The organism is Kribbella jejuensis (assembly GCF_006715085.1).
In the GTDB taxonomy this organism is placed as follows: domain Bacteria; phylum Actinomycetota; class Actinomycetes; order Propionibacteriales; family Kribbellaceae; genus Kribbella; species Kribbella jejuensis.
In genome coordinates, this window is sequence record NZ_VFMM01000004.1 from 424778 (window position 1) to 443394 (window position 18617).

Annotated in this window: 20 protein-coding genes; 9 read left to right on the forward strand and 11 right to left on the reverse strand. The window is 69.3% G+C overall.

The features are described 5' to 3' along the window. Positions 1 to 67 precede the first annotated feature (67 nt). From FB475_RS34815 to FB475_RS34830, 4 genes are read right to left on the reverse strand one after another with little or no spacing between them, the layout of a single operon-like run. A complete protein-coding gene (locus FB475_RS34815; protein ID WP_141862500.1) occupies positions 68 to 1045 on the reverse strand; it encodes a ribose-phosphate diphosphokinase in 978 nt (325 codons plus the stop codon). A 51-nt stretch (positions 1046 to 1096) separates the two neighbouring features. After that, complete coding sequence (locus FB475_RS34820; protein WP_141862502.1) at positions 1097 to 2119, reverse strand: threonine aldolase family protein; 1023 nt, start codon at positions 2117 to 2119, stop codon at positions 1097 to 1099. Then, the gene (locus FB475_RS34825; protein ID WP_185759570.1) at positions 2116 to 3489 is read right to left on the reverse strand and encodes a class II 3-deoxy-7-phosphoheptulonate synthase; all 1374 of its coding nucleotides are present in this window, start codon (positions 3487 to 3489) and stop codon (positions 2116 to 2118) included. Before FB475_RS34825 ends, FB475_RS34820 begins: the two co-directional genes overlap by 4 nt. 43 nt (positions 3490 to 3532) lie before the next feature. After that, a complete protein-coding gene (locus FB475_RS34830; RefSeq protein ID WP_141862504.1) occupies positions 3533 to 4297 on the reverse strand; it encodes a lysophospholipid acyltransferase family protein in 765 nt (254 codons plus the stop codon). A gap of 242 nt (positions 4298 to 4539) precedes the next feature. On the opposite strand from FB475_RS34830, the gene FB475_RS34835 reads away from it, so the two are divergent. Genes FB475_RS34835 through FB475_RS34850 form a run of 4 tightly spaced genes read left to right on the forward strand, consistent with a single transcriptional unit; the run spans position 4540 to position 7690 of the window. Next, positions 4540 to 5322: an alpha/beta hydrolase gene (locus FB475_RS34835; protein ID WP_185759571.1), complete on the forward strand. Its 783-nt coding sequence runs from the start codon at positions 4540 to 4542 to the stop codon at positions 5320 to 5322. Further along, positions 5315 to 5962, forward strand: coding sequence for a hypothetical protein (locus FB475_RS34840; protein WP_141862506.1), 648 nt, complete (start codon positions 5315 to 5317; stop codon positions 5960 to 5962). The genes FB475_RS34835 and FB475_RS34840 overlap by 8 nt, the downstream gene beginning before the upstream one ends. Before the next feature lie 50 nt (positions 5963 to 6012). Next, positions 6013 to 7242: an ornithine cyclodeaminase, nickel-pincer nucleotide-dependent gene (locus FB475_RS34845; protein WP_141862508.1), complete on the forward strand. Its 1230-nt coding sequence runs from the start codon at positions 6013 to 6015 to the stop codon at positions 7240 to 7242. Positions 7243 to 7267: 25 nt separating this feature from the next. Beyond that, the gene (locus FB475_RS34850) at positions 7268 to 7690 is read left to right on the forward strand and encodes a YybH family protein (protein ID WP_141862510.1); all 423 of its coding nucleotides are present in this window, start codon (positions 7268 to 7270) and stop codon (positions 7688 to 7690) included. 6 nt (positions 7691 to 7696) lie between these two features. On the opposite strand, the gene FB475_RS34855 is transcribed toward FB475_RS34850, so the two are convergent. Further along, positions 7697 to 8392, reverse strand: coding sequence for an ANTAR domain-containing protein (locus FB475_RS34855; RefSeq protein WP_420359248.1), 696 nt, complete (start codon positions 8390 to 8392; stop codon positions 7697 to 7699). A 55-nt stretch (positions 8393 to 8447) separates the two neighbouring features. Between FB475_RS34855 and FB475_RS34860 the strand changes: the two genes are divergently transcribed. Both FB475_RS34860 and FB475_RS34865 read left to right on the forward strand, forming a co-directional pair. Continuing rightward, positions 8448 to 8879: a hypothetical protein gene (locus FB475_RS34860; protein WP_141862514.1), complete on the forward strand. Its 432-nt coding sequence runs from the start codon at positions 8448 to 8450 to the stop codon at positions 8877 to 8879. A 24-nt stretch (positions 8880 to 8903) separates the two neighbouring features. Continuing rightward, a complete protein-coding gene (locus FB475_RS34865; RefSeq protein ID WP_141862516.1) occupies positions 8904 to 9650 on the forward strand; it encodes an enoyl-CoA hydratase-related protein in 747 nt (248 codons plus the stop codon). Here the strand turns inward: FB475_RS34865 and FB475_RS34870 are convergent. Genes FB475_RS34870 through FB475_RS37965 form a run of 6 tightly spaced genes read right to left on the reverse strand, consistent with a single transcriptional unit; the run spans position 9634 to position 14978 of the window. Then, on the reverse strand, positions 9634 to 10335 hold the full coding sequence (locus FB475_RS34870) for an endonuclease/exonuclease/phosphatase family protein (protein ID WP_141862519.1): 702 nt from the start codon (positions 10333 to 10335) through the stop codon (positions 9634 to 9636). The two genes, FB475_RS34865 and FB475_RS34870, sit on opposite strands and share 17 nt — an antisense overlap. Continuing rightward, entirely contained in the window at positions 10332 to 11468 is a 1137-nt protein-coding gene (locus tag FB475_RS34875) for an ROK family glucokinase (protein WP_141862521.1), read from the reverse strand. Before FB475_RS34875 ends, FB475_RS34870 begins: the two co-directional genes overlap by 4 nt. Positions 11469 to 11481: 13 nt before the next feature. Beyond that, the gene (locus tag FB475_RS34880) at positions 11482 to 12441 is read right to left on the reverse strand and encodes an ROK family glucokinase (RefSeq protein WP_141862523.1); all 960 of its coding nucleotides are present in this window, start codon (positions 12439 to 12441) and stop codon (positions 11482 to 11484) included. Continuing rightward, positions 12432 to 12806 carry a hypothetical protein gene (locus FB475_RS34885; protein WP_141862525.1) on the reverse strand — a complete coding sequence of 125 codons (375 nt, stop codon included), beginning with the start codon at positions 12804 to 12806 and terminating at the stop codon, positions 12432 to 12434. Before FB475_RS34885 ends, FB475_RS34880 begins: the two co-directional genes overlap by 10 nt. After that, complete coding sequence (locus tag FB475_RS34890; RefSeq protein WP_141862527.1) at positions 12803 to 14089, reverse strand: ArsA family ATPase; 1287 nt, start codon at positions 14087 to 14089, stop codon at positions 12803 to 12805. Before FB475_RS34890 ends, FB475_RS34885 begins: the two co-directional genes overlap by 4 nt. A 19-nt stretch (positions 14090 to 14108) precedes the next feature. Further along, the gene (locus FB475_RS37965) at positions 14109 to 14978 is read right to left on the reverse strand and encodes an SRPBCC family protein (RefSeq protein ID WP_141862529.1); all 870 of its coding nucleotides are present in this window, start codon (positions 14976 to 14978) and stop codon (positions 14109 to 14111) included. 105 nt (positions 14979 to 15083) lie between these two features. Here FB475_RS37965 and FB475_RS34900 point away from each other — a divergent pair, with 105 nt between their 5' ends. From FB475_RS34900 to FB475_RS34910, 3 genes are all read left to right on the forward strand, one after another. After that, positions 15084 to 16871, forward strand: coding sequence for an AMP-dependent synthetase/ligase (locus FB475_RS34900; protein WP_141862531.1), 1788 nt, complete (start codon positions 15084 to 15086; stop codon positions 16869 to 16871). A gap of 89 nt (positions 16872 to 16960) precedes the next feature. Further along, positions 16961 to 17863, forward strand: coding sequence for an ABC transporter ATP-binding protein (locus FB475_RS34905; protein WP_141862533.1), 903 nt, complete (start codon positions 16961 to 16963; stop codon positions 17861 to 17863). After that, positions 17860 to 18606 (forward strand): ABC transporter permease, encoded by a 747-nt coding sequence (locus tag FB475_RS34910; protein ID WP_185759572.1) that lies wholly within the window; start codon positions 17860 to 17862, stop codon positions 18604 to 18606. Before FB475_RS34905 ends, FB475_RS34910 begins: the two co-directional genes overlap by 4 nt. Positions 18607 to 18617: the final 11 nt, after the last annotated feature.

The following is an 18617-nucleotide window of genomic DNA, read 5'->3' on the forward strand; positions in this document are numbered from 1 at the left end:
GTTCGGCGAAGTGGTCGGATGCGGCATCAGGGCTGACGTGAGTCTGCGTCGCCGGCTTCGGTGCGGGTTAGAAGGGGAGTTTGGGTTGGGGTGGGGCGTGGGTGGGGTCTACGCCGTCGAAGAGGCTGCTGACGGATTCGCCGGCGTGGATTCTTTGGATGGCTTGGGCGAAGAGACCGGAGACGGAGGTGATTTGGAGTTCGGGGAAGCCGGCGGGGCGGGGGACGGTGTCGGTGCTGATGACTTCGGTGATGGAGGGGTGCGATCTCAGCCTCTCGACGGCGGGGCCGGCGAAGAGGCCGTGGGTGCAGGCGACGGCGGCGGAGGTGCAGCCGCGGTCCTTGAGGCGGTCGAGGAGTTCGATGATCGAGCCGCCGGTGGCGATCTCGTCGTCGAGGACGATGGCGCGTTTGCCGGCCACCTCACCGACGATGGCGTCGATCACCACGCGGTCGTCGGCCAGGCGTTGTTTGCTGCCGGCCGCCACCGGTACGCCGAGGAGCCGGGCGAACTGGGTCGCGGTCTTGGCGTTGCCGAGGTCGGGGCTGACGATGACGGTGTCGGACAGGTCGCGGCCGCGGAAGTGGTCGGCGAGTACGCCGATGGCGGTCAGGTGGTCGACCGGTACCGAGAAGAACCCGTGCACCTGCGGCGCGTGCAGCGCCATCGTCAGGACGCGATTGGCCCCGGCCGTGGTGAGCAGGTCGGCGACCAGGCGGCCGCCGATCGAGATGCGGGAGGCGTCCTTCTTGTCGGAACGCGCGTACGCGTAGTGCGGTATCACGGCGGTGATCTGTGCGGCCGACGCGCCGCGGGCGGCGTCGATCATCAAGAGCAGTTCCATCAGGTGCTCCTGCGTCGGCGGTACGAGCGGTTGCACGATGTACACGTCGCGTTGCCGGCAGTTCGTCTGCAGTTGGACCTGCAGACAGTCGTTGCTGAAACGGTGGATCTCTACCGGTGACAGCGGTACGCCGAGATCACCGCAGATCTGCTCCGCCAACTCGGTGTGGGCACTTCCGCTGAACACGACGATCTCTCGCACGGCTCTCCCCGAACGCTGCGACCCGACCAGCTGACACTACCGACTTGAACCCTAACCGATCAGTCGCGCCAGGGTTTCCGCGGCCGTACGGCAATCGGCCGCCGACGCGTCGAGATGGGTGACGATCCGCAGCTGCGTCGCCCCGACACCACCGACGAGTACGCCGGCTGCCCGCGCACCGGCGACCACATCTGGAACGGTGTGACCGGTGCCGGCCAGATCGACGACGACGATGTTGGTCTCGACCTGATCGGGCTTCACCGAACCGGGCGCCGCGTCCGCCAGAACGGAGGCGATCGCGCGGGCGTTCGCGTGGTCCTCGGCGAGGCGCTCGATGTTGTGCTCGACGGCGTACAGACCAGCAGCGGCCAGTACGCCGGCCTGCCGCCACCCGGCGCCGAGGCGCTTGCGCCAGACGCGGGCCTCGCGGATCAGCTCGGCCGAACCGACGAGGACCGAACCGACCGGTGCGCCGAGACCCTTCGACAGGCAGACGCTCGCGGCAGCGGCGCGCCCGGCGTACGACTCGAGAGTCCGGCCCGTCGCGACGGCCGCGTTCCAGAGCCGCGCGCCGTCCAGGTGCAACGGGAGCCCGACAGCGTCCAGCTCGTCCGCCAACGCGTCGTACGAGTGCTGAATCGCACCCCCGCCGAAGTTGTGCGTGTTCTCGACCGAGACAGCAGACGTCACGACGAAGTACGGACCCAGGTCGGGCGCGATCAGCGCGCGGATCTGCTCCAGGTCGATCTGTCCCGCCGGCGCGCTCCAGGTGCGCGTCGTGACACCGCTCACGGCCGCGTGCGACCCGAGCTCGGCGCGGACGATGTGCGCGCTCGCCTCGCACAGCACCTCGCCGCCGGGCGGCACCAGCGCCCGTACGCCGAGCATGTTCGCGAGCGACCCGGTGACGGTGAACAGCCCCGCCTCGTGCCCGAGCAGACCGGCGACGTGCTCCTCGAGCGCGTTCACGGTCGGGTCCTCGCCGTACACGTCGTCGCCGACCGGAGCCGAAGTCATCGCCGCCAGCATCTCGGCCGACGGACGGGTGACGGTGTCCGACCGGAGGTCGATCACGCCTGCGCTCCCCGCAGCCGCTCGGCGACCAGGAACGCCAGCTCCAGCGACTGGTGCCGGTTCAGCCGCGGGTCGCAGGCCGTCTCGTACCGGTTCACGAGGTCCTCGGCGACGAGCTCCTCACCGCCGCCCAGGCACTCCGTCACGTCGTCACCGGTCAGCTCCATGTGGACACCGCCCGGCCAGGTGCCGACCTGCTCGTGGGCGTCGAAGAAGCCCTGCACCTCGTCCATCACGTCGTCGAAGTTGCGGGTCTTGTAGCCGTTCGGCGTCTCGAAGGTGTTCCCGTGCATCGGATCGCAGACCCACGCGATCGGCGAGCCATGGTCGCGGACCGCCTCCAGCAGCGGCGGCAGCGCCGAGCGGATCTTGCCCGCGCCCATCCGGGTGATGAACGTGAGCCGGCCCTCGATGCCCTTCGGGTTCAGCTTGGCGATCAGCTCCCGGATGTACTCCGGGGTCGTGGTCGGGCCGATCTTCACGCCGAGCGGGTTCGACAGCGAGGCGAGGAACTCCACATGCGCGCCGTCCAGCTGCCGGGTCCGCTCACCCACCCACAGCAGATGGCCGGACACGTCGTACGGCTGCTCGGTGCGCGAGTCGATCCGGGTCAGGGCGTGTTCGTACTCGAGGATCAGGGCCTCGTGCGACGCGTAGAAGTCGACCGTCTTGAACTCGTCCGAGGTGGCGCCGCACGCCCGCATGAACGCGAGCGCCCGCTCGATCTCGGACGCCAGCTGCTCGTAGCGGCGGCCGACGGGCGAGGACTTCACGAAGTCGGTGTTCCAGGCGTGCACCTGGTGCAGGTCGGCGTACCCACCGGTGGTGAACGCGCGGGTCAGGTTCAGCGTCGCGGCGGCCGCGTTGTAGACGCCCCGCAAACGCTGCGGGTCCGGGATCCGGGACTCAGGCGTGAAGTCGAAGCCGTTGACGGCGTCCCCGCGGTACGACGGGAGCGTCACGCCGTCGCGGGTCTCCTCACCGGACGACCGGGGCTTCGCGTACTGACCCGCGATCCGGCCGATCTTCACGACCGGGACGCTGGCGGCGTACTGGAGGACGACGGACATCTGCAGCAGCACCCGGAGCTTGGCCCGAATGTTCTCCGCGGTCACACCCGCGAACGTCTCGGCGCAGTCGCCGCCCTGCAGGATGAAGGCCTCACCGCGCGCGACCGCACCGATCTTGGTGGTCAGGTCGTCGCACTCGCCGGCGAACACCAGCGGCGGCAGCGTCCGGAGCTCCGCGATCACCTGCTCGAGCGCGGCCGGGTCCGGCCATTCCGGCTGCTGCAGCGGCTTCAGCGCCCGCAGCTCGTCCAGCGTGGGAACCCCCGGCACCTGCCCAGTCGTCAACGTCGCGAATTGCATGCTGCCAACTGTAGATGAGCCCCTCGAACCGAGCGTGACCGTCTCAGCTGGCCTTGGTGTCGCCGAGCCGGACGTGCTCGTCGATGGATTCACCGGCCTTGAGGAGTTCCTTGGCCTTCTCGGCGTACATGTCGACGTACTCCTGGCCGGACAGGCCCATCAGCGCGTACATGATCTCGTCGGTCACCGAGCGCAGCACGAAGCGGTCGCGCTCCATGCCTTCGTAGCGGGAGAAGTCCATCGGCTCGCCGAACGCGACGCCGGGGCGGACCAGGCGCGGCAGCAGCCGGCCCTTCTCGCGGTAGAACAGGGTCGGCTTCATCCGGCCCGCGGGCTGCAGCTTGTGGGTGTCGATCATCGCGACCGGGATCACCGGTACGCCGGCCACGATCGCCATCCGGGCCACGCCGGTCTTGCCCTTGTACAGCCGGCCGTCAGGCGAGCGGGTGCCCTCGGGGTAGATCCCGAACAGGCCGCCCTTCCGGAGGATCTCCAGGCCCGTGTTCAGCGCGGCCAGCGAGGCGCGGCCGCCGGAGCGGTCGATCGGGATCTGGCCGACCGAGCGGAAGAAGGTGGCGACCAGCTTGCCCTTCAGGCCGGGGCCGGTGAAGTACTCCGACTTGGCCGGGAAGACGATCTGCCGCGGGATCGACACCGGCAGGAAGATCGAGTCGCAGAACGCGAGGTGGTTGCTGACCAGCAGTGCCGGGCCGTCGGTCGGTACGTGCTCGACTCCGGTCACCTTCGGCCGGAACAGCAGTTTGACCAGTGGTGCGACCAGGAACCGTCTCAGGAACAGATACAGCATCCGCCTCGACCTCCGTCAACTCGCCCGACACACATCTACCCAGACACGACAACCGCGGCGCGTCAACCGTTCCGGTGCGGACACTACGTTCCAGCTTCCCCCTCAGGCAATGTCACCGGCAGGAATGCGGGTGTTGCTCACCGTGTTGTCACCTGGATGCAGACTGGCTGCCGCCAAGATGCGACCATTGTCACGCGCACCCGAGGCGCGTTGTGAGGACCGTGAACGGCGAGGAGTCGAGCGTGCCAGTGCTAGCCCACGCGGAGGAGTTTCGCAGTCCCGGGACCGGGCAGAACGCCGCCGTCGGCGTGCTGCTGAGTCACGGATTCACCGGCTCGCCGCGCTCGATGCGGCCGTTCGGCGAGCACCTCGCCGAGCTCGGGTACGGCGTGGCCGTGCCGCGGCTGCCCGGTCACGGCACCACATGGCAGGAGATGAACAAGACCTCCTGGCAGGACTGGTACGCCGTCCTCGACAACGAGCTGGCGCGCCTCCGCAAGGAGCACGACCAGGTGTTCGCGATCGGCCTGTCGATGGGTGGCTGTCTCACACTGCGGCTGGCCGAGGAACACGGTACGGACATTTCCGGCCTGGTCCTGATCAACCCGTCGGTGCGGACCGACGACAAACGGCTCGCCTTGCTCCCGGTGCTGGCCCGCCTCGTCCCGTCGTTCCCCGGGATCTCGAACGACATCAAGCTGGCCGGCGTCGACGAGGGCGCGTACGACCGGATGCCGTTGCGCGCGCTGCTCTCACTGTCGCAACTGTGGAAGCTCACCCGGGCCGACCTGGCGAAAGTCACCCAGCCGGTGCTGTTGTTCCGCAGTACTGTCGATCATGTGGTGGAACCGAGCTCGGGGCGGACGGTACTTTCCTCGATCTCGTCCCGCGACGTGACCGAGACCCTGCTCGAGGACAGTTACCACGTGGCAACCCTGGACAACGACGCACCGCGGATCTTCGCGGACTCCGCGGCATTCATCGGCCGGCTGAGCGGCCAGACAAGCGGCACCGCCGATGCGTGACAACGGTCTGACCGCGACGTCGTACGCGTCACTCGGCCGGATCGACCCGTTGGTGGCCGAGCCCGTCCTGGACGCGCTCAAGGCGGCCGGCATCGCGGCGTACTGCGAGAACCAGAGCGACGCCAACGACGAGATCTTCGTGGACGCGGAGGCGGTCGAGCGGGCCCGCCCGGTGATCGACCGCAGTACCGAGGACGCGGAGTGGAAGTCGCTGGTCGAGCAGTTCAACCAGCCGTCCGCGCCCGGCCACGGTGGCGGCGAGGACCCGGTACCGCGGTGGCCGGTCAGCGAGGACGTCGACGACAAGTACGAGCCGCTGATCGACGTACCGACCGGGCTGACCATCCAGGAGGACGTCCCGGAGCCGGAACCACCGAAGAAGGTGGACGACCCGCACGACCATTTCGTCCCGCCGGAGCCGCCGCGCGGGCCGCGGCTGGACTGGATCAGCCGGGCCGCCTGGCTCGGGCTGCTCGGTGGTCCGCTGCTGCTGATCGCGGCCGCCGTCTTCGACTTCGGCACCGGGCGGATCACCACACTCGCGGTGGTCGGCTTCATCGGCGGGTTCCTCACGCTGGTGCTCCGGATGAAGGACCGGCTGCCTCCCGGCGACGGCGGCGACGACGGAGCGGTCGTCTGAGTTAGGATGCGGATCGTCGGACAATCCGACGATCGCGTTGGGAGGCACCCGTGCAGGTCACCGAGACCGTGGAGATCACCGGCCACCTGATGGACTCCGGGCTGCTGTCCCGCGTCCTCGACGACATCCGCGGGTACGGCGGTGAGTACACGCTGGACAAGTTCGACCTCGGATACGACAAGGACGACCCGTCGACCGTCCGGATGACCGTCGGCGCGGAGGACGAGGAGTCGCTGCAGCGGCTGCTGATGCGGATCCAGACCAAGGGCGCGAACCTGGTCGACCCGGGGACGCCGGAGATCACCGAGGTGACCCAGGACGGCGTGTTCCCGGACGGGTTCTACTCGACCACGAACCTGCCGACCAGCGTGCGGCTCGGCGGCCACTGGGTGCAGGTGCAGAACCCGGAGATGGACTGCGGGCTGCTCGTCGAGGGTGAGACCGTGCGGACCATTCCGATGTCCGACGTCCGCGCCGGGATGAAGATCATCACCAGCGCGCAGGGCGTCCGGGTCACTCCCCCGATCGTGGTGAACACCGAAGAGGGCTTCGGCTTCATGGAGTCCGACGTGTCGTCGGAGAAGCCTCAGCGGGTGCTCGTCAAGCAGGTCGCGGACGGGATGCGGGAGGCGAAGGCCAACGGGCAGAAGGTGCTGTGGGTCGGCGGCCCGGGCATCGTGCACACCGGCGCCGCGCCGGCGATGGTCGCGATCGTCGAGGCCGGGTACGTCGACGTACTGTTCGCCGGCAATGCGCTCGCGACACACGACATCGAGTCCTCGCTGTACGGCACGTCGCTGGGTGTGGACCTGGCCCGCGGGCGTGGTGTCGAACACGGGCACGAGCACCACATCCGCGCGATCAACACGATCCGCAAGGCCGGGTCGATCGCGGCGGCGGTCGAGCAGGGCGTGCTGACGTCGGGCGTGATGCACGCGCTGGTCCGGCAGGGCAAGAAGTTCGTCCTGGTCGGATCGGTCCGCGACGACGGGCCGCTGCCGGACGTCTACACCGACGTACTCGAGGGTCAGCGGGCGATGCGCGCGGAACTCGACGACGTCGGGTACTGCCTGATGGCCGCGACGATGCTGCATTCAGTTGCTACCGGCAACATTCTGCCGGCCTCGATCCCGTTGACCTGTGTGGACATCAACCCGGCGACCGTGACCAAGCTCGCGGACCGCGGGTCGTCGCAGGCCCGCGGAATCGTGACCGACGTCGGGCTGTTCATCGAGCACCTGGCACGTGAGCTGTCTCCCACCTACGCCGACAGCAAGTGACCCTTTCGGCGTAGACGCTGGTCGGGTGACTGAAGACTTCGAAGCGTTCCTGCGTCGGTTCGAGGCCGCGAACAGCGCGTTCGTCAACGGGGATCCTTCGCTCTGGATGCCACTCGTGTCGCGCAGCGAGCAGACCTCGATCTTCGGCGGGTTCGGCGGCCAGGAGGTCGGCTGGTCGGAGATCGGGCCGCGCTACGAGTGGGCGGCGGCCCAGTTCCGCGACACCGGGAATCCGGTGGAGTTCGAGTACCTGGACAAGCACGTCGGCGTCGACACGGCGTACACGGTCGCGATCGAACGGTGCACCGTCCACCATGTGACCCAGCCGGAGCCGGTGCCGCACGTACTGCGGGCGACGATGATCTTCCGCATCGAGGACGACGACTGGAAGATCACGCACCGGCACGCGGACCCACTGAACCCGAAGGCCTCCCCGACGGCAGGCTGACCCCCGCTACGCGTGCGGGAGTTTGCGGGTCTCGATCAGCTGCTGCGCCACGTCGCGCAGCTTGGTGTTGGTGTCCTGGGAGTACCGGCGGAGCACCGAGAAGGCCTGGTCCTCGTCCAGGTCGTAGCGCTCCATTAGGATCCCCATCGCCAGTCCGACGAGCTTGCGCGCGTCCACGGCCTGCGCGAGATTCTCCTCGCGGCGGGCGCTGGAGACCGCGACCGAGGCGTGCCGGGCCAGAATGTGTGCGATCGCTTCCTCGTCCGGGCCGAACGCGTCCAGCTCGGTGCTGTACAGCCCCAGCACGCCGACCGTGCCGTCGGCGGTGGTCAGCGGCACGTCCAGAACGCTGCGGACGCCGAGGCTGCGGACCTTCTCGGCCCACTCCGGCCAACGATCCTCGGCGGCGGTGTCACGGATCCGGACGAGCGAGTGGTCGCGCATCGACTCGGTCAGCGGGCCTTTGCCGCCGGCGACCTGGAAGGCGTAGATCTCGGCCACCACCGGGTCGGTGGTCGCCGGAATCTGCAGCCGGCCGTTGCGCACGATCAGCGCGACGCCGGCGTGCGAGCAGTCGAGTGCCTGCAGAGCGAACTCGACGACCGCGTCGACGGTCTCTTCCATCCCACCGGACCCGTGCAGGTCGAGCGCGAGTTGCGCGAACTTGTGGGCCGTCAGCGAGGTCCCCGGCACATCCAGCATGCTCATGACGTCAAGGTAGCTTGACGGAACGCGACCGTCAAGCTACCTTGACGTTGTGACCTCTGACGCGGGATTACCTTCGGAACCCGCGGATATCAGGAACCTCGACGAACTCCTCGAAGTCCTGCGCGTCAGCGATCAACGGGCGGACATCGAGCTACAGATCCAAGAGGGTCGGAGGGCAGGCCACCCAGTGACCGTGCTGGTGAAAGCACTGGCAGAACTGCCCGGCGTCACCGGGCTGGAGGCGCTGCGGGCGAGCCGGCGCGTGGTCGAGCTGCTCACCGGCGCGCGCTGGCACATGATGCGGCAGGCTCGCGAAGAAGGGTCCAGCTGGAGTCAGATCGGCACTGCGCTAGGCATGACCAAGCAGGCGGCGTACGACTTCTACCGGCGCAACCTCGACCAGCAGGATGCAACAGCTGCCCCGGGGACGTACGACTCGGACCGATCGCGCGCAGCACTGGGACGCAACGCCGGCCAATGACCCGGCCGGGTGTTGGATGGGGTCATGACCGAACTCGTGAACCTTGCGGTGGCGGACGGCGTGGCGACGATCACGCTGGACTCGCCGCACAACAAGAACGCGCTGTCGCAGCAGCTGACCGGTGAGTTGCTGACTCACCTGGAGGCGGCGGGCGCGGACGACGCCGTCCGGGTGATCGTGATCCGCTCCGCGCAGGACGTGTTCTGTTCGGGGGCCGACCTGTCCGAGGCGACGACGGTCGGGATGGGTGTCGGCGCGCAGCGGATGGTCGACGTCCAGCGGGCGATCGTCGCGAACCCGAAGCCGGTGGTCGCCCGGGTCGCGGGTCCGGTGCGGGCCGGGGGGATCGGGATCGTCGCGGCCGCCGACATCAGCGTGGCGGGTGAGAGTGCGACGTTCGCACTGACCGAAGTACGGCTGGGCCTCGCTGCGGCGACCATCTCGCTGACGGTCCTCCCCCGGCTGACCGACCGCGCCGCGGCGTACACGTTCCTCACCGGCAACGGCTTCGACGCCTTGGAAGCCGCTCGCCTGGGTCTGCTCACCCTCACCGTCCCCGACGCCGACCTGGACAACGCCCTCACCACGGTCCTGGAGTCCCTCCTCAAGGGCGCCCCGCAAGGCCTCCACGAAACCAAGAAACTGCTCAACCGCGAACTCCTCGCCGACATAGACGCCCGAGGCAAAGACCTGGCCGAACTCTCCGCCTCCCTCTTCGCCTCCCCCGCCGCCCAACAAGCCATGCGCGCCTTCCTCACCCGCAAGAAGTAGTCCCGTCGCCGTTGAGTTCGATCAGCAGCGGTAGGTGGTCCGAGGCGGCGGCCAAGTCGTCGGGGGTGGCGGGGATCGGGAGGAGGCGGCCGTTCAGGGTGGGGGAGATTTGGGCGGCGTCGATGCGTTTGTGGGGGTTGGTGGAATTGAAGGTGGGGCCGTCGCCGAGGTCGGTGAGGCCTTCTTCGGCGAGGTGTTTCCAGATCGGGCCGTCGGGTTCCTCGTTGAGGTCGCCGGCCAGGAGGTACGGGGTGTTGAAGGATCGGCACAGGTCGAGGACCTGAGCCAGTTCGTGGATGCGACCTCGGGGGTGTAGGCCCAGGTGGCATACGACTACTGCCACTCGGCTGGTACCGACGCGGAGTACGCTCCCGACCGCGCCGCCGGGGAGCTGGGTGGCGATGAAGTCGAGGCGGCGGCGGACGAACGGGCGCCAGATCCGGCGGGACCGGATGCCGACAAGGTCGATGCCGTCGGCAACCAGGATCGCGTTGCGGGCCGACGCGGCGACGTAGCGCAGGCCGAAACTCGCGGCCATCGCGCGACGCTTCCGGCGGGTGCCGAACCAGGTCGGTGCCTCCTGCACCAGCATCACGTCCGGTGCGCAGGCGCGTACCACCCGCGCGAGCGCCGTACGGTCGTCACCCCAGCGGTGCACGTTGTACGACAGCACCCGCAGGGTCACGCGTCGGGATCGCCGTTCACGTCGGCGTGGTGCAGGTCGGCCTCCGAGGCGGCAGTGCGCATCCCGGTACGCCGGGCAGCGGACTTGCGGGCGGCCCGCTCCAGCCGGGTCGACCGCGCCGCGGCCGTCTTCGCCGTCACGGCGGTCGTCTTCACCCGGACCCGGCGCAACCAGGTCGCCTCTTCGCGGGCCAGGTCGGCCGCACCGACCATGCCCGCCTCAGGACCGAGCACCGCGCGGACGATCCGCGCCTCGGGCCGGAAGCCGCGACCGGTCAGCGTACGCTTGAACGCCTCCCGCGCCGGGGCGAGCAGGAGCTCACCGGCATCCGAGACGCCGCCGCCGATCACGAACGTCCCGGGGTCGAGCGCGGCGGCCAGGTTCGCGAGGCCGATGCCGAGCCAGCGGCCGACCTCCTCGAGCAGCTCGACCGCGACCGGGTCGCCGTCCTTGGCCAGCTCGGTGACCATCGGGCCGTTGATCTTGCGCGGATCGCCACCGGCCGCACGGATCAGGTTGTGCGCCACCGGCGAATCCGACAGCGCCAGCTCCCGCGCCTCGCGCGTCAGCGCGTTGCCGGAGGCGTACTGCTCCCAGCAGCCGCGGTTCCCGCACTCGCAGCGATGCCCGCCCGGCACGACCTGCATGTGCCCGAACTCGCCCGCGATGCCGAACTTGCCACGCTGCAAGGCGCCGTCGTTCAGGATCGCGCCGCCGATCCCAGTGCCGAGCGTGACACAGACCAGGTGGCTCTCGCCCTGCCCGCCGCCGAACCGCCACTCCGACCAGGCGGCCGCGTTCGCGTCGTTCTCGACGACCACCGGCAGGCCGAGCCGGCGCTCGACCGCGTCCCGCAGCGGCTCGTGCCGCCAAGCCAGGTGCGGCGCGAACAGCACCGACGACCGGGTCCCGTCGACGAACCCGGCGGCACCGATGCCGACCGCGATCACGTCGTGCCGCGACTCCAGGTCGTGGACGACCTCCGCGATCGCGTCCTCGGTCTCCTTCGGATCCTTGGTCGGGGTGTCCCGGCGCAGCCGGTCGAGGATGTTGCCCTCCGGGTCGACCACCCCGGCGGCCACCTTGGTGCCACCGATGTCGATCCCGATCGTCAGAGCTTGTGTCAGAGCCAAGGTTCGACCTTCCTCATAGGGTCGGGATCGGCCGCCGGGCCAGGTCGGCGGCACCGATCAGGCCGGCGTCGTTGCCCAGCTCGGCGAGCGTGAACGGCGCGTGCGGACGGTTCGCCTTGGCCGGCAGGACCTTCTCGAACGCCTGCACCGCGGACTTCATGATCAGGTCCTTCGCCGCGCTCACCCCACCGCCGATGACGACCAGCGACGGGTCGAAGATCGTCGCCAGGCTCGCCACGCCCTCGCCGAGCCACCGGCCCAGGTCGTCGAGCAACTCGACCGCGCACGGGTCGCCCTGGACCGCTGCCTCGGTGATCATCGGGCCGGTCAGCAGCGCCGGGTCGGTGATTCCGCACACGCTCAGCATCTGCGCGGCCGCGAGCGACCCCGACTCGGCGCGGGCACGGCCCTCGCGCACCAGCGCCGTGCCGGAGGCGTACTGCTCCAGGCAGCCGCGGGAACCGCAGCCGCACCGGTGCCCACCGGGTACGACGCGCATGTGGCCGAGCTCGGCCGCCACCCCGTTGGCACCGCGCAGCAGCTGGCTGTCGATCACCACACCGCCCCCGATCCCGGTGCCGACCGTGATGCAGACCATGTGTTCGACGTCCTTGGCCGCGCCGAACGCGAACTCGCCCCAGGCGGCCGCGTTGGCGTCGTTCTCGACCACGACCGGGACCTTCAGCTGCTCCGCGACGCGCGCGCCGAGCGGCTCGTTGCGCCAGGCCAGGTTCGGCGCGAACAGCACGGTCGACCGGTCCGAGGACACGAACCCGGCCGCGCCGATCCCGACCGCTTCCACGGCGTGCGCGGCGATCAGTTCGGCGGCCGCGTCGCACATCGCCGCCGCGGTCGCGTCGGTCGAGTCCGCCGGGGTGTCGCGGTGCGTGCGCGCGATGATCGCGCCGCTCTCGTCGACCACACCGGCCGCGATCTTCGTACCGCCGACATCGATGCCGATGGTCAGTCCCATGGTTCGGGGTCCTCACTCACGTCGATCCGGTCCACCCGGGACCGAACCGTCTCCTCCTCGGAGGAGGACCGCGACGCTGCGTCCTCCCGCGCCTGCCGGGCCGCGTCCGCGGCCGCCTCCAGCAGAGATCTGACCGAGCCCAGGACGTGCGCGGCCGCGGTCGACAGCTGCTCGATCGTCTCCGGGCTGGTGTTCCGGACCCGGTGGATCAGCTGACAGACCGGGCACCAGACACAGTCCGGCCCGAGTTTGTGCTCGTGCTGTTCCTGTTCGTCGCGCTGCTCGCCGGCCGGTCCTGCGGCGTTCTGCAGTACGGCGAACAGCTTCGCGGCCTCCTCGGCCACCGAACCGACGGGCTCCTTCACCGGCCTTCCCCGATCGCCGCTTCCCGTCGCGCGAGCTGCTCGTGGTACTCCGCGGTCAGCCCCTGCGCCAGCTCCTGCACCTCGGGTACCGCGGGCCGGACGGCCTCCTTCGGCGCGAACCGCACCTGCAGCCGCCCCTCGTCCAGCCGCGCGCCCGCGACCACACCGCGCGCCAGCGCGGCCGGCAGCGGCAACACCCGCCGGTACGACCCGACGGTGACGATCAGCTCGTCGCCGTGCCGGGCGAGCTCCAGCTCGTCGGCCGATGCCAACGGCAACGGCATGGTCAGCGTGTACGTCCGCCCGTCGGTGTCGATGTGCCGGTCCACCCACAACGACGTGTCGTCGGTGGCGCGGGCGAACGGGTCGTCCCCGCCGTACATCTCGACCGCGAACGCCGCCAACTCCTCCACACCGACCGGCTCACAGACGCGGTACGGCGACTCCCAGATCGGCAGCGGCCGGAACGAGTCGGCGACCTCCTCGAGGATGCCTCGCTGCGCCGCGACCCACTGCCGGCGCCAGGTGTCCGCGCCCGCGGCCGGGAACACCCTGTTCGCGACGACGCCGTCCACGCGGTACCCGTACAGCGAGAGCCTGGTCAGCGAACGGCGTGCCTCCGCGACCACGACCGCCTCCGGCGTCAGCACCAGCCGCACCGAGGCGTCCGGACCGGCCAGCAGCGTGCGGATGTCCGACAGGTCGCTCTGCAACCGGCGCAACGCGTCGAACACGTTGTCGTCCGGCACCGGCAGCGACGATCCGCGGCTCAGGAACGGCCGGAACGTCCGCATCATCTTGCGCTCGGCGTTGAAGATCCGGTCCAGGTACCAGTTCAGGGCCTCGGGCAACCCGAGCAGCCGGAGCGTCTCCGCGGTCGGCGCGCAGTCGACGACGATCACGTCCCAGCGGCCGGACCGGACGTGGTCGCGGACCTCGAGCAGCGCGAGCACCTCCGCGGCGCCCGGCAATACGGTCAGCTCCTCCGCCTCGATCGGGTCGACGCCGATCATGTGCAGCACCGACCGCAGGTAGGTCTGGATGTCGCCCCAGGACCGCTCGAACTTGCGCTGCGCGTCGATCTGCTGGACGAACAGCAGGTCGTCGATCTCGGTCGGTTCCTGACCCACCGCGCTGTCGAACGCGTCCGACAGCGAGTGCGCGGCGTCCGTCGACAGCACCAGCGTGCGCAGCCCGCGGAGCGCCGCGAGCGTGGCCGTCCCGGCAGCGGAGGTCGTCTTGCCTACGCCGCCCTTACCTGTGTACAGCAGTACCCGAGTCACTTGCCCCAACCCACAGCACTCACGACTCGACGCGCTTCTTCAGGCCCTTGAGGGCGGTGTCGATGATGACCTTCTCGGCCTTGCGCTTGAGCATGCCGATCATCGGGATCGCCACGTCCACGGCCAGCCGGTATGTCACCTCGGTGCCTTCAGGGCCGAGATCACGCAGTACATAGGCACCGTCCATCCCCTTCACCATCTTCGCCTCGACCAGCGTCCAGGTCACCTCGTTGCGGGACCAGACGTAGGCCAGCGTGTACTCGTCGGAGATCGCACCCGCGTCGACCTTGAAGCGGACCTTGTTCGGCCGGCCGGCCTCGTCGGTGGACAGCACCTCGGTCTCGCGCATCGAGTCGGCCCATTCCGGATAGGCCGCGAAGTCCGCGATCACCGCCATGATGTCCTTGGGGCTCGCGTTCACCACGATCGTCGAGGTGGTCTGTTCCGCCATCGATTCACCTCTTCGCCGGCCGGGGTCGGGTCTGTTCTCACTGGAGACTATCGCGGGATCGGATCCGGTACGGCGTTCGCCCGCCGCGCGCCCCGCTTCGGCCTCGTCCTTGAAGCGCCACAGGCGCTCCCGGTACGCCGCGACGTACCGTTCCTTCAAACGTTCGACGGCCCGCCCGCGGACCGGTTTCGCCGGGTCGACCCGCAGGTACCAGTGCACGACGACGCCGTCGCGGACCGGCTCCAGCCACCACTCCGCCGTACCGGTCGCGGAGCCGGTGACCGACCAGCGCACGCCCTCCAGCCCTCGCCGCTCGGACGCGGTCAGGGTGAGCTCCGGCCACCACTCGCGCCAGAGGGTGTCCGAACCGAGTCGCTCGGCGACGTAGGCTGGATCAGCAACGACCAGGTCGTCGCAACTGATGTCGAGCAATGGCATGGCTGAAACCTAGTTCCGTGGGTCACATAAAGGTGGCTACTAGTGGGTAGGTGACTGTAGCGTGCGCCGGAAGCCGGCAATTCGTGACCGACTGAGGAGACGCGGATGCGTGAGTACACCGTTCCTGCTGTGACCGAGCCGCCGACCGGGAGCCTGAGCGACCCGGTCTGGGCGAACGCGTCCTCCCATCCTGACACCGCTGTCTTCAGCCGCCGTACCGGCGCTACTTGGGTCGACGTCACGGCCGCGGAGTTCGCACAGCAGGTGACCGGTGTGGCGAAGGGCCTGATCGCGGCCGGGGTCAAGCCCGGCGAGCGGGTCGCGCTGCTCAGCCCCACGCGGTACGAGTGGACCCTGATCGACTACGCGATCTGGAGCATCGGCGCGGTCACCGTACCGATCTACGAGACCTCCTCGGCCTCGCAGATCCAGTGGATCCTGACCGACTCCGAGGCGGTCGTCGCGATCGTCGAGAACGCGACCCACGGCGCCGTGGTGGAGTCCGCGCGGGCCGAGGCGCCGGCGCTGCGGGAGGTCTGGCAGATCGAGGCCGGCGCCGTCGACCACCTGACCGGGCTCGGCCAGGACGTCACCGACGCCGAGTTCGACAAGCGCCGCTCCGCGGTCACGCCGGACGACCTCGCCACGCTGATCTACACCTCCGGTACGACGGGACGCCCGAAGGGCTGCAAGATCAGCCACTCGAACTTCCTGGACGAGCTCGGTCCGGCGGTGAAGATCCTCGACGACCTGTTCGACACGACCGGCGCCAGCACGTTGCTGTTCCTGCCGCTGGCGCACGTGTTCGCCCGGATCATCCAGGTCGGCTGCGTGATGAAGCGGGTCAAGGTCGGCCACAGCGCAGACGTGAAGAACCTGGTCGACGACCTCGGCGCGTTCAAGCCGACGTTCATCCTGAGCGTGCCGCGGGTGTTCGAGAAGGTGTTCAACTCGGCCGCGCAGAAGGCGCACGCGGACGGCAAGGGCAAGATCTTCGACGCCGCCGCGGACACCGCGATCGCGTACTCGCAGGCCCAGGACAAGGGCGGCGCGGGCTTCGGGCTGAAGGCCAAGCACCTACTGTTCGACAAGCTCGTCTACAGCAAGCTCCGCGCGGTGCTCGGCGGCCAGGTGCAGTACGCCGTGTCCGGCGGCGCGCCGCTCGGCGACCGGTTGGGCCATTTCTTCCGCGGGATCGGCGTACCGGTCCTCGAGGGGTACGGCCTGACCGAGACCACCGCGGCGGTGTCGGTGAATCTCCCCGACGACATCCGCATCGGTACCGTCGGCCGGCCGCTTCCCGGTGTCACGGTCGGCGTCGCGGACGACGGCGAGCTGCTGTTCAAGGGCGGCCAGGTGATGCAGGGCTACTGGAAGAACGACGAGGCGACCGCCGCGGCGATCGACGCGGGAGGCTGGTTCCACACCGGCGACCTGGGCGAGTTCGACGTCGACGGGTTCATCAAGATCACCGGGCGCAAGAAGGAGATCCTCGTCACGGCCGGCGGCAAGAACGTCGCACCGACGCTGCTCGAGGACCAGATCCGCCTGCACCCGCTGGTCTCCCAGTGCATGGTGGTCGGCGACGGCAAGCCGTTCATCGCCGCGCTGATCACGATCGACCCGGAGACGATCGTGCCCTGGGCCACCGAACGCGGTAAGCCGACGGACGTCGCGTCGCTGACCGACGACGCGGACCTGATCGCCGAGATCCAGAAGGCCGTCGACGAGGCCAACGCGTCGGTCTCGCACGCCGAGGCGATCAAGAAGTTCTCCATCCTGCCGATCGACTGGACGCAGGAATCCGGCGAACTGTCCTTGAAACTCTCGCTCCGCCGCCACGTGGTGATGAAGAACCACGGCGACGACGTCGAGGCGCTCTACGCGAAGTAGTCGTAGCCCGGGATCAGCCGATCGGATGATCCCGGGACGAGCTCGTCGGACGATGTGGGTGCGATGCCCATTCCGCGAAGCTCGTCGGTATGAGGATTGTTGAGGTTTCCGGCCTGCGGAAGGCGTACGGCGGGCGGACTGTTGTCGACGATGTTTCGTTCAGCGTCGACGAAGGTGAGATTTTCGGGATTCTCGGGCCGAACGGCGCCGGGAAGACCACCACGGTCGAATGCGTCGAGGGGCTGCGGGTTCCGGACAGTGGCCAGGTTCGGGTCGCTGGGCTGGATCCGGTGGCCGACCATGCGGCGCTCACGCAGGTGCTCGGTGCGCAGCTCCAGGAGAGCGAGCTGCAGGCCAAGCTGACGGTCCGCGAGGCCCTCGAGTTGTACGCCGCCTTGTACCCGCACCCGGCCGACTGGCGGCCGCTTGCCGAGCGGCTCGGGCTGACGGCGCAACTGAACACGCGCTTCGGGGTGCTCAGCGGCGGTCAGAAGCAGCGGCTGTTCATCGCGCTCGCGCTGATCGGCAACCCGCGGGTCGTCGTACTCGACGAGCTGACCACCGGCCTCGACCCGCGCGCCCGCCGCGACACCTGGGAGATCGTCGAGGACGTCCGCGCCCGCGGTGTCACGATCCTCCTGGTCACGCACTTCATGGAAGAAGCGCAGCGGCTGTGCGACCGGATCGCGCTGATCGACAAGGGCCGGATCACCGCGCTCGACACGCCGCAGGGCCTGATCAGCCGTACGGCGGGAGCCACGATCATTTCGTTCACGCCGTCGTCCCCACTCGACGACGAGGACCTGGCCGGGCTGCCCGCGCTCGCGTCCGTCGAGCACAAGGACGGTCGGCTCACCCTCGGCGGCTCCGACGAGACCGTCACCGCGCTGCTGTCGCTGCTCGCCCGGCAGCGCATCACCGCCCACCAACTCCGCGTCACCGACGCCACGCTCGACGACGCTTTCCTCGACCTGACCGGAGCCGGCAAATGAGCACCGTTGCCCTGAGAACTGTTGTCCTGAAGACCGAAGCACGGCTGTACGTCCGCGAGTTCGGCACCTTGTTCTGGGTGCTCGGCTTCCCGCCCGTCCTGCTGGTGATCCTCGGCTCGATCCCGAGCTTCCGGCGGGTCGACGCCGGGCTCGGCGTCCGGCTGATCGACCTCTACGTACCTGTGCTGGTCATGGTCGGCCAGATCGTCGTCGGCCTGCAGGCGATGCCGCCGATCATCACCGGCTACCGCGAGCGCGGGATCCTGCGCCGGATGTCGACGACGCCGGTCCGGCCCTCGGCGTTGCTGACCGCGCAGATGGGCCTGAACGGCGCGACCGGTCTGCTGTCGGCGCTGATCTGCCTGACGATCGGGCGGCTCGCCTTCGACGTCCAGCTGCCGCGTCAGCTCGGGGGGTATCTGTTGGCGCTGCTGCTCACCTCCGCGGCGGCGCTGGCGCTCGGCGCGCTCGTCTCGGCGCGAGCCAGGACCGCCCGGCTCGCGACCGCGTTCGGGATGGGGGTGTTCTTCCCGAGCCTGTTCTCGGCCGGACTGTGGCTGCCCGTCCAATCGATGCCGCACGTGCTGCGCGAGATCGTCGTACTCCTGCCGTTCGGTGCCGCGTCGCAGGCGTTCGATCAGGCGGCTGCCGGCCACTGGCCGGCGTGGTCACACCTTGGAGTGCTGGCCGGCTGGACGGTTGTCGCGTCGGTGGCAGCCGCGCGTTGGTTCCGCTGGGAGTAGCTTCGTGCAGA